General features: G+C 43.6%; 15 protein-coding genes. 5 read left to right on the top strand and 10 right to left on the bottom strand.

The annotated features are described in order from the left end of the window. The first annotated feature begins 47 nt into the window (after nucleotides 1–47). The 3 genes from ACY652_RS15980 (at nucleotide 48) to ACY652_RS15970 (ending at nucleotide 2,513) form a co-directional block, all read left to right on the top strand. On the top strand, nucleotides 48–800 hold the full coding sequence (locus ACY652_RS15980) for a DUF3667 domain-containing protein (protein WP_462265382.1): 753 nt from the start codon (nucleotides 48–50) through the stop codon (nucleotides 798–800). Nucleotides 801–847: 47 nt separating this feature from the next. Continuing rightward, entirely contained in the window at nucleotides 848–2,074 is a 1,227-nt protein-coding gene (locus ACY652_RS15975) for an IS256 family transposase (RefSeq protein WP_462264682.1), read from the top strand. A gap of 76 nt (nucleotides 2,075–2,150) precedes the next feature. Next, on the top strand, nucleotides 2,151–2,513 hold the full coding sequence (locus ACY652_RS15970; protein WP_462265381.1) for a hypothetical protein: 363 nt from the start codon (nucleotides 2,151–2,153) through the stop codon (nucleotides 2,511–2,513). A 61-nt stretch (nucleotides 2,514–2,574) separates the two neighbouring features. Here ACY652_RS15970 and ACY652_RS15965 read toward each other — a convergent pair whose 3' ends face one another. After that, on the bottom strand, nucleotides 2,575–3,732 hold the full coding sequence (locus ACY652_RS15965) for a zinc-dependent alcohol dehydrogenase (RefSeq protein ID WP_462265380.1): 1,158 nt from the start codon (nucleotides 3,730–3,732) through the stop codon (nucleotides 2,575–2,577). A 108-nt stretch (nucleotides 3,733–3,840) separates the two neighbouring features. Then, nucleotides 3,841–4,476: a porin family protein gene (locus tag ACY652_RS15960; RefSeq protein ID WP_462265379.1), complete on the bottom strand. Its 636-nt coding sequence runs from the start codon at nucleotides 4,474–4,476 to the stop codon at nucleotides 3,841–3,843. A gap of 195 nt (nucleotides 4,477–4,671) precedes the next feature. On the opposite strand from ACY652_RS15960, the gene htpG reads away from it, so the two are divergent. Then, the gene (htpG, locus tag ACY652_RS15955; protein ID WP_462265378.1) at nucleotides 4,672–6,555 is read left to right on the top strand and encodes a molecular chaperone HtpG; all 1,884 of its coding nucleotides are present in this window, start codon (nucleotides 4,672–4,674) and stop codon (nucleotides 6,553–6,555) included. Between the two features lie 123 nt (nucleotides 6,556–6,678). Continuing rightward, on the top strand, nucleotides 6,679–7,218 hold the full coding sequence (locus tag ACY652_RS15950; protein WP_462265377.1) for a DUF4251 domain-containing protein: 540 nt from the start codon (nucleotides 6,679–6,681) through the stop codon (nucleotides 7,216–7,218). 90 nt (nucleotides 7,219–7,308) lie between these two features. Here the strand turns inward: ACY652_RS15950 and ACY652_RS15945 are convergent, their stop codons facing one another. The 8 genes from ACY652_RS15945 to ACY652_RS15910 all read right to left on the bottom strand — a co-directional run bounded on the left by ACY652_RS15945 (nucleotide 7,309) and on the right by ACY652_RS15910 (nucleotide 14,125). Beyond that, nucleotides 7,309–9,630: an FdhF/YdeP family oxidoreductase gene (locus ACY652_RS15945; protein WP_462265376.1), complete on the bottom strand. Its 2,322-nt coding sequence runs from the start codon at nucleotides 9,628–9,630 to the stop codon at nucleotides 7,309–7,311. Beyond that, entirely contained in the window at nucleotides 9,623–9,982 is a 360-nt protein-coding gene (locus tag ACY652_RS15940) for a DUF7009 family protein (RefSeq protein WP_462265375.1), read from the bottom strand. Before ACY652_RS15940 ends, ACY652_RS15945 begins: the two co-directional genes overlap by 8 nt. Nucleotides 9,983–9,990: 8 nt before the next feature. Beyond that, nucleotides 9,991–10,851 (bottom strand): formate dehydrogenase accessory sulfurtransferase FdhD, encoded by an 861-nt coding sequence (fdhD, locus tag ACY652_RS15935; RefSeq protein WP_462265374.1) that lies wholly within the window; start codon nucleotides 10,849–10,851, stop codon nucleotides 9,991–9,993. 120 nt (nucleotides 10,852–10,971) lie between these two features. Next, the gene (locus tag ACY652_RS15930; RefSeq protein WP_462265373.1) at nucleotides 10,972–11,409 is read right to left on the bottom strand and encodes an RHS repeat-associated core domain-containing protein; all 438 of its coding nucleotides are present in this window, start codon (nucleotides 11,407–11,409) and stop codon (nucleotides 10,972–10,974) included. A 217-nt stretch (nucleotides 11,410–11,626) separates the two neighbouring features. After that, complete coding sequence (locus tag ACY652_RS15925; RefSeq protein WP_462265372.1) at nucleotides 11,627–12,061, bottom strand: barstar family protein; 435 nt, start codon at nucleotides 12,059–12,061, stop codon at nucleotides 11,627–11,629. A gap of 6 nt (nucleotides 12,062–12,067) precedes the next feature. Then, nucleotides 12,068–12,964: an RHS repeat-associated core domain-containing protein gene (locus ACY652_RS15920; RefSeq protein WP_462265371.1), complete on the bottom strand. Its 897-nt coding sequence runs from the start codon at nucleotides 12,962–12,964 to the stop codon at nucleotides 12,068–12,070. Between the two features lie 198 nt (nucleotides 12,965–13,162). Next, a complete protein-coding gene (locus ACY652_RS15915) occupies nucleotides 13,163–13,594 on the bottom strand; it encodes a hypothetical protein (RefSeq protein WP_462265370.1) in 432 nt (143 codons plus the stop codon). Between the two features lie 6 nt (nucleotides 13,595–13,600). Further along, nucleotides 13,601–14,125 carry a hypothetical protein gene (locus tag ACY652_RS15910; protein WP_462265369.1) on the bottom strand — a complete coding sequence of 175 codons (525 nt, stop codon included), beginning with the start codon at nucleotides 14,123–14,125 and terminating at the stop codon, nucleotides 13,601–13,603. Between the last annotated feature and the right edge of the window lies 1 nt (nucleotide 14,126).

Genomic DNA, 14,126 nt, shown 5'->3' with positions numbered 1-14,126 from the left:
CAAATATATTTCATTTCATTCTGAACAGTTAGCGTTAAGGCTTGAACATGAAGAAACATTATCGCCACGAGAACAACTGTTTAAATTGCGGAACCGACCTGCAGGGCAAATTTTGCCACCACTGCGGCCAGGAAAACCTGGAAATCAAGGAAAGTTTTGGACACATGCTTAACCATGCTGTAAGCGATTACTTTCATTTTGACCACCAGTTTTTTCATACGCTTAAACCTTTATTCTTCGCCCCCGGAAAACTGACTAATGAGTACATGGCCGGCAGGCGTACACAGTTCCTGCATCCGGTAAAGATGTACATCTTCATCAGTTTGATATTTTTTGTGTTGTTACTAAGGGAAAATAAAGAAGAAAAACGTGTGGCCGAGCGTAGTATGAACAACGAGCAGCTGGCTGATACTTTAACAGCAGCGATTAATAAAAATGAAGATTTAGATCCGGCTACCAAAGCACAAATCAACAACGGTATAAAAGCCGGTATTGCTAAAAACGAGAAGAGTAAAAAGAAGCATAAGGTACGTATAAGCACTAATTGGAACAAAGGCAGCGACTATGAGTACGATTTGGAAGATAATGCCGCTAACCGCAGGGGCGGTATATTCCACATGACCAAGGACAGTACCTATGAGGCTTATCTAAAAAGGCAAGCCGCCTTGCCGGACAGCTCGAAAGATGACTGGCTGAAAAAAGGCATTATTAAAAAGAACTTTGATTATACGAAATATGGAAGCCGTGCGAAAGATGTTTTCTTAGAAGACTTTAAGCATAATATTCCAAAGAGGCTGTAAAATAAACTGTGTCAAAGCGTAAATAAATACCTTTAACATAGTTTATAATGAGACAAGAAGAATCGCCCTTAGGGTACGAGCAAATGAAGAAGAAAGCCCTGGAGCAACTCCGCTCGGGCAAGTCACTGTATGGCAAGGATGGCGCTTTTGCGCCCTTGCTTAAAAGCTTTTTGGATGCAGCTTTGGAAGCTGAACTGGAAAGCCATTTAGATCAAGCAGAGCGCAGTTCCGGCAACCGGAAGAATGGCAAGACCAGTAAAGACGTCCGTACGTCTGATGGGACAATATCTGTCAATACGCCCCGTGACCGTAATTCCAGCTTTGAACCTGAACTGATCCGCAAGCGGGAAACCATACTTGCCGAAAGCCTGGAATCGAAGATCATCGGCATGTATGGGTTAGGGATGAGCCTGCGTGACATCTCCAGGCACATCAGGGATATGTACGATACGGAGATCAGCCACAGCACCTTATCTGCCATTACCGACAAGATCATCCCCGAAGTAAAGGAGTGGCAATCAAGGCCACTGGAAGAGCTTTATACGATCGTTTGGTTGGATGCCATGCACTATAAGGTTAAGGAAGACCACCGGATGGTGTCCCATGCCGTTTACAATATCCTGGGCATTGACCGTCACGGCCACAAAGAACTTTTGGGCATGTATGTCTCTCAGAGCGAAGGGGCTAACTTCTGGCTGTCGGTGCTGACCGACCTGCAGAACCGTGGGGTAAAGGACATCCTGATCGCCTGCATCGATAACCTAAGCGGTTTTCCGCAGGCCATTAATACCGTCTTCCCACAAACAGAGATCCAGACCTGCATTGTCCACCAGATCCGTAACAGCCTGAAATATGTAGCCTCTAAGGATCAGAAGGTATTTATGAAAGACCTGAAGCCGGTTTACCAGGCAGAAACGCTGGAACTGGCTGAGCTGCGCCTGGATCAGCTGGAAGAAAAGTGGGGTAATAAATATGGGAAGGTACTGGAATCATGGCGTAACAACTGGTCAAAGCTAAGCACGTATTTCCGGTATGATGAAGCTGTCCGTAAACTGATCTATACCACTAATACCATCGAAGGCTTCCACCGGCAGGTCAGAAAGGTCACCAAAACAAAAGGCGGCTTTACCTCCGATATGGCCCTGTTAAAACTGATTTATCTGGCCCATAACAACATTAAACAAAAATGGACGATGCCGCTTTCAAACTGGGCCATGACCGCTCAGAAACTGGCCATTTGGTTTCCCGGAAGAATGATATTAGATTTGATGTAGCAATCGCCCCCTGGCAGGCCCCATGGGGCCTGCCAGGGGGTGACACAGTTTATTTTACAGACCCATTCCAAAGCTGATGTTTGTACTGCTCCCCTTGTTTGCGCTGATACTGAAGCTGTCTTTTGTAAAAAACCATAAGTTTTATGTGGAGCACCTGATCTATGCCATACACCTGCATTGTTTCCTGTTTCTGTTTATCGCCGTGGTTATGATCATCAGAATTATGCTGCCGCACAGTTTAGGCTCAATTATGGACTGGGTTGAACTGTTCAGCACCATCGCCATAATTTATTACGTCTATAAATCATTAAAAGCGGTATATCATCGCAGCAGGGCACGTACTATCTCAAAGATGCTGGGTATAGGTTTTGCCTACTCTCTTGCATTTATACTATGCATTACAGGATTACTTATTATTACTGCACTTACTGCAGCTTAATGGAAAAAGCCATACCCTTTTTTAAGGTATGGCTTTTAAACAAAAAAGCACTTGCTTTAAATTATGGGGTAAGCACCACTTTTACGCAATCGTCTTCTTTGTTCTTAAATATATCGTAACCCTTTGATACATCGCTCAGCGGCATACGGTGCGAGATGATATCATCTAATACTACCTTTTCTGTTTTTACCAGATCAAGCAAATGGTCTACATAGTTAAGTACCGGCGCCTGGCCTTGTTTAATGGTAATCCCCTTATCAAACATCTGCCCTAAAGGGAAATTATCGAACGGTGTTCCATATACGCCTACCATGGTAACGGTGCCTGCGCGGCGCACTGCACGGAAACATAATTCCAATACGCTATCCGTACCTTTCTCAAAATTGATAGTGGCTTTTACCTTGTCGAAAAAGTTACGATGTGCTTCCATACCTACGGCATCAACGCAAACATCGGCGCCACGGCCGCCGGTCATCTGGCGGATAGCTTCTACCACATCAACATCGTTCGGGTTCAGCGTTTCTACTTTGTTTACGGCTTTTGCCTTCTCCAGGCGGTAGTTAAGTGGGTCAATTGCAATTACACGGCCTGCACCATTAATCCAGGCGGCCTTTTGTGCCATTAAACCCACCGGGCCGGAGCCGAATATAGCCACCGTTTCGCCGCCCTTTAGTTGCGCCCAGTCAATGGAAGACCATCCGGTTGGAAAAATATCAGTAAGAAACAATACCTGTTCATCCGTCATGTTATCGGGCACAATGCGGGGGCTGATATCGGCATAAGGTACACGCACGTATTCGGCCTGGCCGCCGCTGTAGCCGCCATACAAGTCAGTATAACCAAATAAAGCGCCTCCCTTTTCATCTAATAAGCCGCCTTCAGGGCCATAATGTTCAAAGTTCGAATTTTCGCAATGCGGCGAGGCGCCGTGAGTACAAAAGAAACAATGCCCGCATGCAATAGGAAATGGCACTACTACACGGTCGCCTTTTTTCAGGTTCTTTACCGATGGGCCTACCTCTTCTACAATACCCATAAACTCATGGCCGGGCACCATATTGGCTGTTTGCGGTATAAAGCCATCATAAATATGCAGGTCTGATCCGCAAATGGCAGTTGCTGTAACTTTTAATATAACATCGTTGGCATCTTCTATACGCGGGTCGGCTACGGTTTCGTACCTGATGTCGCCCGGTTTGTGAAATACGGCTGCTTTCATAAATAGATTTTAGTGTTAGTTTATTTATATTGATTACTACTTTCAACAACACGAATAAACCAATGTTTAAAAAAATTAATTAGAAATAGCCCTGTATCAATTTAAGACTTACAGCGAGAACAAACGATAACCTAAAGTAAGGTTAAACAGGTTGATGCGGGTTTTATCGTTGTTATCATTAGTTACCTTGCTGATGCCGGCTTCGTAACGCAGGTCTAACGAAATACGGCGGATATCGGCGCCCACTCCAAACTGCCAGGCGTAGTTTTGCCCCTTTACATCAAGGTTATAAGCACTGCCCACAGCATTTTTGAAACTGTTTTCCTTGTCGATTACAAACGATACCACCGGGCCGGTATTTAAACGCACGCCGTTGCCCAAAATGCCGAATTTGGTGCCGATCAGCAAAGGCAGATCGATGCTTTTAAAATTGGCTTTATAGGAAGTGGTGGAGGTAGACGGACTAATGGAACTTGCCGAAGCAGCAGAAGAATACAGTGTAGCATTTTTGCTGGTATAGTAAAGTTCCGGCTGAAAATGCAGGCCGGCCCCGCCTACCCTGGCCCAAAAACCGCCAATGAAACCAGCACGGTTCTCACTGTCGAAGTTGGAATAAAACGATTTGGTAAAATGCGTAATGTTAAGCCCGCCCTTAACACCAAACTGAAAGCTGGGTAATAATTGTGCCGAAGCTGATATCGAAATCAACATAGCAGCCAGTGCGCAAAATAAAATCTTTTTCATATAATGGCATTTGTAAGTGATTGCAAATTACGAAAAAAATAAATTGATTTTCACAACGGCGTTTATCAACATGGCGTACAACCCAATGCGTACTTCAACCAAAAACTGCCAATTTGACAAGTTGGCCGGATTTGGAACAAGCCTTGTTCATGCCCTGTTATCAATCCTACTCAAAAATTTAACTAAATAACTGTTATGCAGGAAAAAGGAACCATATCCATCCACACGGAAAATATTTTTCCGATCATTAAGAAGTTCTTATACTCAGACAACGAGATTTTTTTGCGCGAACTGGTATCCAATGCCGTTGATGCTACGCAAAAGATCAAGCGCCTTTCTTCATTAGGCCAATACAATGGCGATTTAGGGAAACTTCAGGTAGAGGTGGCCATTGACGAAGACGCCAAAACCATTACCATTTCTGATAATGGCCTGGGGATGACGGCCGATGAGATCAAAAAATACATTAACCAGATTGCATTCTCGGGTGCTACAGAATTTGTAGAAAAGTTTAAGGAAGCCAAGGATGCCAATGAGATCATCGGTCGCTTTGGTTTGGGTTTTTATTCTGCCTTTATGGTGGCTGACCAGGTGGAAATTCAAACCCTTTCTTACCAGGAAGGCGCAGAGCCTGCCCGCTGGATTTGTGATGGCAGCACCGAATTTGAACTTACCGAAGGTACGCGTACCACACGGGGTACTGATGTGATTTTGCATATCAACAATGAATCAGAAGAGTTTTTAGCTAAGTTCAAACTACAGGAGATATTAGATAAATATGCCAAGTTTTTACCTGTACCCATTAAATTTGGCACCAAAACCGAAGAAGAGCCTGATGGCGAAGATGAGGAAGGTAAAGCAAAATACAAATCGGTAGAGGTTGATAATATCATCAACGATACCAATCCGATCTGGACTAAGTCCCCTTCGGAACTCAAAGATGAAGACTACTTAAACTTTTACAAGGAGTTATATCCGTTTGCTGAAGACCCGCTGTTCTGGATTCACCTGAATGTAGATTACCCTTTCAACCTTACCGGGGTGCTGTACTTCCCTAAGGTGAAGAACGACTTTGATTTTCAGCGCAATAAAATCAAGCTGTACTCCCGCCAGGTATTTATTACCGATGAGGTAAAAGATATTGTGCCGGAGTTTTTGATGTTATTACACGGAGTAATTGATTCACCGGATATTCCGCTGAACGTATCGCGCAGCTTTTTGCAGGCCGATAGTAATGTGAAGAAGATCAACACCTACATTACCAAAAAAGTGGCCGATAAACTGAATGAGTTGTTTAAAGCCGACCGTAAAAATTACGAAGAGAAGTGGCCAGACATTGGGCTGTTTGTGAAATATGGCTATGTAAGCGACGATAAGTTTCAGGAGAAAGCAAAGGATTTTGTACTGCTTACCAATACGGAGAAGCAAAACTTTACTTTGAGTGAATACAAAGATAAAGTTGAGCCGGTACAAACCGGCAAAGACGGACAACTGGTTTATATTTATACCAATGATCCGGCTAAGCAAGATGCTTTCATCCAATCGGCCACCCGTAAGGGCTATGATGTATTGCTGATGAACTCCCCTATTGATAATCACTTTATCAGTACGCTGGAGCAGAAGCTGGAAAAAACTTCGCTTAAGCGTGTGGATGCTGATGTAGCTGATAAACTGATTAAGAAAGATGAAGCGCCTGAAACAGTGCTTACGCCTGAACAGACTGAAAAAGTAAAGGCGATATTCGACCAGGCCATTAATCGCCCGGCCTACAAGGTAGAACTGGAAAGCTTAAACCCCGAAGAGTTACCGGTAACCGTAACTATGGATGAATTTATGCGCCGCATGAAAGATATGGCAGCCATGGGTGGCGGCGGTATGGGGTTTTATGGCAGCATGCCCGACAATTATAAAGTAATTGTAAACGGCAACCACAAGCTGATTGGCCGGATGCTGGAAGCCGACGAAGCCACCCAAAGCCAGCTGGCTAAACAAGCGTTCGATCTGGCCTTATTATCGCAGGGATTACTGACCGGCGCCGAGCTTACCGAGTTTGTAAACCGTAGCGTGAATTTGATTTAATACATTAACGCAAAAATCCATTACTATCAAAAGGGAGCCCTCAATGCGGCTCCCTTTTTTATTTCATTTGTTATACACCAAATGCTGATTTTGCTGTTATGATATAACAGTAAATCTTTAAATATGAAAGCATTAAGATATATGGGAGTGCTGGTTGCCTGTATAATATTGAGTAACCAATTGTGTGCCCAAAGCAACAAGAGCAGCAAGGAAGCAGCAATCAAAAAAGCCATTGAGAGCAGAAACTATAGGTTTGTGGCGCAATACGTGCAACCTTTGGGCGGCGGGCAGCGCTACCTTAATTATGATTATGATGTACGCATCAGGCCCGATTCGGTAATTGCTTACCTCCCCTACTTTGGTACAGTGCAGTTTGCTCCGCCCTACAACCCAACTGATGATGGAGTAAAGTTTACATCTACCAAATACGACTATCAGGTTACGGTTAAAAAGAAAAACTATATTATTACCGTTAACCCTAAAGATGCCGGTTACAACAGAAAGCTTATACTTACCACCAGCACTACCGGCTACGCCAGTTTACAGGTAATTATTACAAACCGTACACCTGTATTCTTCACCGGTTATGTTACCGGTATAAATGATGATACAAACGATGATAAAGGAAATGTAACTGCTAATAATGCGGGTAAATCCAGATAAGCGTTTTTAATTGTAAGAAACACCTGATAAACAAGAATGCCCCGGTCAATTCAAATAACCGGGGCATTATTGTTTATTTGAAATAATCATTCAATGCTCCGCTATCTCATGTTTCCTGAGCTTGATCATAATCAGTTTGGTGGTAGGGCAGTTACTTTTTTCGGCCACCTCGCTTATTGGGAATAGCACATTTGTTTCGGGATAATAGGTAGCCACGCAGCGTTCGGGAATGTTGTAGGCTACAATAACGAACAAATGCGCTACACGCTCCACCCCATCATATACATTAAACAAGTCCACCTTATCGCCAGGTTTATAACCGGCAACTGCAATATCCTCAGCGTTCATGAATATAACGCGGCGCTCGTTATGTATACCGCGATACCGGTCCTGCATACCATATATGGTAGTATTGAACTGGTCATGGCTGCGAATGGTAGTCATCATGTACTCATCCTTATGCATCCGGTGCTGCGGCAGGCGGGTAATGGTAAACATTACTTTGCCGGGATTATCATCCGTTTCAAATTCGCCGGTGCGCGGTTTATTGGGTAGATAGAAGCCGCCCGGCTTACGTACCCTTACATTATAACCATCAAAACCGGGTATTACCTTTTCAATTACATCACGCACACGGTCGTAATTGCCTGCATATAAATCCCAATCCACAACCGTCTTATTGCCAAGCACTGCTTTTGCCAGTTCGCAGCAAATTACAGTTTCGCTGCGCATATCATTTGATACCGGCTCCAGCGTACCTTTCGATTGCTGGATAACGCCCATAGAATTTTCGCAGCTTACGATCTGTACCCGGTCACCGCTTAGGTCTTTATCACTGCGGGCCAAGGTAGGCAGAATGATGGCTTCCTTACCATGCACCAAATGACTACGGTTAAGTTTGGTAGATACGTGTACGGTTAAATCCAGCTTTCGCATGGCTTCGGCAGTGTAATTGGTATCAGGCGTAGCCGATATGAAGTTGCCGCCCATAGCGAAAAACACTTTCAGCTTGCCTTCATGCATTGCCTTAATGCTGTCCACCACGTCATAACCATGCTCTCGCGGCGGCTCAAAGCCAAATACTTCTTTGAGCTTGTTTAGCTGCTTTTCATAAGGCTTATCATAGATCAGCATCGTACGGTTGCCCTGCACATTGCTATGGCCGCGCACCGGGCACAGGCCGGCACCGGGCTTGCCAATGCTACCCTTTAAAATAGCAAGGTTTACAATTTCCTTAATGGTATCTACCCCATTCTGATGCTGGGTAATACCCATGGCCCAGCAGATAATGATACGCTTTTTATCCTTCAGCATATTGGCAGCCTCACGCAACTGCGCTACCGGCACACCGCATGATTCGGACAGGTCTTCTACATTATACCGTTCCAGGCTTTCAATAAACTGCTCATAACCGGCAGTTTTGGTATTGATAAACTCATGGTCGAACACATTGCCGGGCGATGTTTTCTCAGCTTCCAGTAGCAACAGCTCGATAGCTTTAAGCAAAGCCATATCGCCGTTGATCCTTACCTGCAGGTATAAATCGGCAAGCGCAGTACTGATACCCATGATGCCTTTGGGGCTCTGCGGGTTTTTGAAAGCAATCAGACCGGCTTCTTTAAGCGGATTAACGGCAATAATTTTCGAGCCGTTATTTTTGGCCTTTTCCAGGGCGGTCAACATCCGGGGATGGTTAGTGCCGGGATTTTGCCCCATAATGATAATGACATCCGTATCATAAAAATCGTTCAGCGTTACCGTGCCTTTCCCTATCCCGATAGCTTCTGCCAAGGCTACGCTGGTAGACTCGTGGCACATGTTGGAACAATCGGGCATGTTGTTGGTACCAAATTCGCGTACAAACAACTGGTACATAAATGAGGCTTCGTTGCTGGTACGCCCCGACGTATAAAAGGCGGCCTCATTAGGCGAAGCCAGGCCATTCAGGTGTTCAGCAATCTTTTGATAGGCTTTATCCCAACTGATGGGCTGGTAATGCGTGCCATCCGCAGGCAGGTACATAGGTTCGGCAAGGCGGCCCATTTTGCCAATCTCCATATCAGACATCCTGGAAAGCTCCGCCACAGAATACCTGGCAAAGTGTTCACTGGTTACCTTTTTAAGCGTAGCCTCTTCAGCCAGCGCTTTTGCCCCGTTCTCGCAGTATTCGGCAATTGGCGAACGGTCATCATCCGGGTCGGGCCAGGCGCAGCTGGAGCAATCGAAACCCGTTTTCTGGTTCATTTTCAATAAGGCTCCCATGCCCCGTGTAGGGCCGGTTTCCTGTAATACATCTTCAAAAGCGGCTAATACAGCCGGTATGCCTGCTGCCCATTTCTTTGGCTCAGTTACCTTTAACTCGTGCAAATCTGCAGGGGTTAAGGCTTTTGGGGTATCATCAAACTCATTCATGGTTTTTTTGCGCTAATGGATTAGGGTAATTATCACTCTGATCTTCTTCTACATTATCCAGGCAGGTAAAGTCCTTTTCTACCAGTAAGTATAGCGGTTCGCCTTTACATTCAAAACCTACCTGATTAGTAGTGGCCCAATCATCGGCAACAGCTTCCGGCACGTTCATGGTGATAATGTTGTTCTTCAGCGTGGCTGTAAGCGCTGGCCCGGCAAAGCGCTGCAACACATAAGTAAGCGTTTCATCGCCAATATGCACCTTTTCGGCCACTACACCTTCGTGCGCAAAGCGTTCAACCTCTGACCGGGTTAAACGGAAGCGCAAGGAATCATTTTTTATCCGGATTTTCATAATTACGATTAAATAACGGCCACGCGTTGCGGCACGGTATAAATATTAAAACGCTGATTGCGCAAAAAGCCAATCAGCGTGATATTAAATTCTTGCGCCAGTTGCACGGCCAGGCTGGAGGGCGCGCCTACCGCAGCCACTATGCTAATGCCCGCCATGGCTGCCTTTTGTATCAGCTCGAAGCTGGCGCGGCCGCTTAATAACAGAATATGCCGGTTAAGCGGCAGTAACTCACTTTGCAAGGCAGCGCCAATCAGCTTATCCAGTGCGTTATGCCGGCCTACATCTTCGCGCATCAGTAAAAGTTCACCCTGCAAGTTAAAAAGTGCGGAAGCGTGCAGGCCGCCCGTGGTGGCAAAAATCTGCTGATGTACGCGAAGCCTTTCCGGAAGCTGGTGAAATAAAGCGGGATCAACGGTGATCAGCGCGGCACCTTTTTCGGGCTGATAACTGCTTACGGTGTGAATGGCATCAATGGAAGACTTGCCGCAAACGCCGCAGCTGGACGTGGTATAAAAATTACGCGCTGCCTTTTGTAAATTTGGATTAACGCCGGGCGCTAAATCTATCTGAACGGTGTTTTCACGGTTTTCGGCACAGGCAAATAAAGCCTGGTGGCAATCAATAATATCTGCTGCCTGTTGTATAATGCCTTCGGTAAATAAGAAACCGGTGGCCAGCTCGGCATCGTTGCCGGGAGTACGCATGGTAACCGCCACGTTTTGCACCTGTGGGTGCGATGGCTGGCCGAATGCCAGCCTGATCTCCAGCGGTTCTTCGGCAGCCAATACATCATCCGTTTCAGTACGGTGTGCAGCGGCATCAATTTTAGTAACCGGTACGGTATGAACGGCATCTAAAGGCATCATCAAATATAAGACAAACCGCCTGCAAAGTTTGTTCTGTGCTTATCTCTTTTAGCACTGCAAAAGTGAATGATTACTTAATACCCATATAACCCTGCACTGATTGCCTGTGGCTTTTATAGCTTACTGCCGATACGCTCTCAATTCTCCTAAGCAGGTGCTGGGCCGTACAATAACTTCTTTGAGCATGATATGTTGTGCCGGTGCTTCCCTGCCGATGAGATTGTTAACCGAGTTCCAAAACTTATTCCAAAAGCCAGGGCCGGGACCGCCTTCTCCTCCAATGGGATCACTGCCATTAACGGGGTTATTACCTGTGCCTTCATAAAGTGAGGCATACTGGCCCATAGGATCAACGCTCAGCCACCTGCCGATTCTGCCATCATACATGCGCAGGTCGAAGTTGCTGTAGCCGGTGACCGGGTCTTTCTCGGCGTAGGCCCCCTGGTACTCGTAGCGGTAGCCATTGCCACCATTGCGGGCTATAGAGCCAAAAGGATAATAATCGCTGTAGGTAAGCACATCCACTGTGCCGTCGCTGCGCTTGTTCCTGGCAATCACCGCCCGCACGCTGCTTACGTTGCCCTTGAGAATTCTACTTCAACCTACTTTTACTTTTTTCTAATTGAACTTAATACTTATACCTTATATAAGGCCTAGAATTAATTCATATCCAAACTCTATAAATACAAATAGTGTTGTTGATTCATTAAAGTTTAATATGTGATGTATATGATGACTTTACACTTATCTATACAAACATATTATAGTCGATAAATCAATTTAAAACTAGAAAAACTCTTTTATACTGAAAATTCGAATTAATAGTTTGAATTATTCCCACCAATATTTCTAATTCATCTTGCAAAACTTCTTGAATTTTTCGTCCTCTTTGAAAAAGTAAACAGATATACTTGAATTCTTTCAAATTATCTAAAAAATCATTTAGCGCTTCTTCTAAAGCATCCCAATTTAAATCATGCATAGTAATCAAGTGAAGCTGATAATACAAAGCTTCAAGTAAACTATTTTTATCTTCTATACTATAACTATAGTTATCAATAGTAGCAGTGTAGTAAAAATTGCTTATTAAAAAATACTTAAAGAAAACAAACTCTTCGCTGACTAAATCATTCAAGTAAAAAATTTCGTTGTTGTCCTTCTCAATTTGCTCCAGGCAATCACTAAAATATTTATTTGTATAATCTCTCATAATTTATTAGTAATTTAATGAAATAATACTTTTATAGTGATCAGGACTTAAAAAATATTCTCCCTGCCCACCTCTTAAAATCCTCAAGGGTGATTTACCTCCGAATTCTAAAGTGTGATACTCCTGCCAATAACCTGCCGGTTTACCATCCAATAATGCATGCCCTTCCCTATTCAAATACCCCCTTATATTACGAGGGCGTAATGTTCCTGCTTCAATTGCATCTACAGTCGGCCTAACATGGACTGTGCCCTCCCCTACAACTTTTCCAAAAGATTTTGCTTCAACTCCAGCAACAAAATCAACAGTTGGACCTACTGCTTTTTTAGTTAAATTACCAATAAATCCGGCACCCAGTTTAAGCCCAGCTGTAACCAGCGTTTTTGCCATGAACAAATCTGACACCGCCATGGCTGCCTGAAAAGTGCCCCATCCCCACTTACCGCGTTGAAAGTAATCAATTGAGGAGCGTACACTACCGTAAAGAGGCATTATACTTCCAACTAACCCAGGCTGACCTATGCCAATATTTTCTCCTCTTATCTGTACTTCTGCAAGAGGCCTCATCAGAAAAGTATAATCCTCTCCGCCTAAGTGCGTATATCCCTTGATATCGCCACTTCCATTAAACCATTCCGTCTTACCTGTTATATCATTTCTATAATAATCATTTGGCCCATCTTCCCCTCCGGTGGGATCACTAGTAGTAACCGGGTTATTGCCCATGCCGAGGTAGGGAGAGGCGTACTGGCCCTCTGGGTCAATAGACAGCCACCTACCAATTCTGCCGTCATACATCCTGAGGTCAAAGTTATTGTAGCCGGTCACCGGGTCCTTCTCGGCATAGGCCCCCTTGGTACTCGTAGCGGTAGCCGTTGCCGCCGTTCCTGGCCATGCTGCCAAAGGGGTAGTAGTCGCTGTACGTCAGTAAATTGTTGCACCGCCTTTAAACTACTTATACTCGCTGTTATTAGCCTATATACAAAGGCTCTAAATCTTAATATTTATAACTAAGACACTATTTCAAATAGACTATAGCAGAAAAAATATTTAGTATTAAATTTAAGTTCTAAGTTCGTTCTGCCACATAGTAGATATTTCTTAATGTTTCACACGTACGAAAGTATCAATTTGATCCGCAAACTTACCTAAACCATTCATTATCATTGTATTTTTCCCCAATTTACTAATCACTCCTTGATAATCATAATCATCAAACAGAATCTTTATTGTATCATGCTTAAATGAATAATTATACCCAGCCCCAATATCATAATAAAATATTTCTTCTCCTGAAACTGAAATAGTAGCTGAGCTATCACTTATTCCTTTCCATTTGCCTTCTATGGAAAGTCTTCTGCCATTAGACGATTTATGGGTTTGAAAGCTGTCCGTTTGAATTGAATCCTTCTTGGTTGGGAAGACAATGCCTTCTTCTCTTGGCTTTTTATTATATGTCTTTACTTCGTGAGTGTTACAATTACAAAACAGCAGAATGGCTGGAAAAATTAGATTAAATTTTATACATTTCAATAATTATCAATCTTGACTTAAGAGATACGTTTTTGTGAGCGTTTCCACCTTATCAACATCTTTCCGATAATACAATGCAACTATTCTAAATCCAATTTTATTATATAGTAAGCTGCTCAAAAAGTAAGCTGTTTGATATTTGACGTCTTTTATAACAAGCTTATTTCCTTTAACAAAATTATTATTCCCTGAAAAAAGCACTTGATTTGGAACCCAATTGCCAATTTTATTTAACTTACTATATCTCATTCCAAGAGAAGTAGCTTGATATAATTCTTCTAAACTTACCTGTATAATATTCTCTGGATTTTCATAATCCTTCATGTTAATTAAGCTACTGAAGATAACCTCAATGTCTAACCTATCTGGCTGTGACCAAATTGGATTATCTTGAATTTTTTGTAGTTCTCTATACACATTCTTGTTTTTTGTTGTTTGATCATCGTGATAATAGACTTTTATGTTTTTTATAACTTGCCCAGATACACAGTTATGAACTAAGCACAAAAAAATAAACATTATTGTTTTCATG

It is taken from the genome of Mucilaginibacter sp. (assembly GCF_965200995.1).
In the GTDB taxonomy this organism is placed as follows: domain Bacteria; phylum Bacteroidota; class Bacteroidia; order Sphingobacteriales; family Sphingobacteriaceae; genus Mucilaginibacter.
Note: the sequence above shows the minus strand (reverse complement) of the source record. Positions and strands in the feature narration are given on the sequence as shown.

Excerpts from the sequence above, each read along its gene's own strand:
- ACY652_RS15910 (WP_462265369.1), bottom strand. The coding sequence starts at position 14,125 with ATGAAAACAATAATGTTTATTTTTTTGTGCTTAGTTCATAACTGTGTA.
- ACY652_RS15965 (WP_462265380.1), bottom strand. The coding sequence starts at position 3,732 with ATGAAAGCAGCCGTATTTCACAAACCGGGCGACATCAGGTACGAAACC.
- ACY652_RS15975 (WP_462264682.1), top strand. The coding sequence starts at position 848 with ATGAGACAAGAAGAATCGCCCTTAGGGTACGAGCAAATGAAGAAGAAA.
- ACY652_RS15940 (WP_462265375.1), bottom strand. The coding sequence starts at position 9,982 with ATGAAAATCCGGATAAAAAATGATTCCTTGCGCTTCCGTTTAACCCGG.
- htpG (WP_462265378.1), top strand. The coding sequence starts at position 4,672 with ATGCAGGAAAAAGGAACCATATCCATCCACACGGAAAATATTTTTCCG.
- fdhD (WP_462265374.1), bottom strand. The coding sequence starts at position 10,851 with ATGATGCCTTTAGATGCCGTTCATACCGTACCGGTTACTAAAATTGAT.
- ACY652_RS15925 (WP_462265372.1), bottom strand. The coding sequence starts at position 12,061 with ATGAGAGATTATACAAATAAATATTTTAGTGATTGCCTGGAGCAAATT.
- ACY652_RS15950 (WP_462265377.1), top strand. The coding sequence starts at position 6,679 with ATGAAAGCATTAAGATATATGGGAGTGCTGGTTGCCTGTATAATATTG.
- ACY652_RS15960 (WP_462265379.1), bottom strand. The coding sequence starts at position 4,476 with ATGAAAAAGATTTTATTTTGCGCACTGGCTGCTATGTTGATTTCGATA.
- ACY652_RS15980 (WP_462265382.1), top strand. The coding sequence starts at position 48 with ATGAAGAAACATTATCGCCACGAGAACAACTGTTTAAATTGCGGAACC.
- ACY652_RS15970 (WP_462265381.1), top strand. The coding sequence starts at position 2,151 with ATGTTTGTACTGCTCCCCTTGTTTGCGCTGATACTGAAGCTGTCTTTT.
- ACY652_RS15945 (WP_462265376.1), bottom strand. The coding sequence starts at position 9,630 with ATGAATGAGTTTGATGATACCCCAAAAGCCTTAACCCCTGCAGATTTG.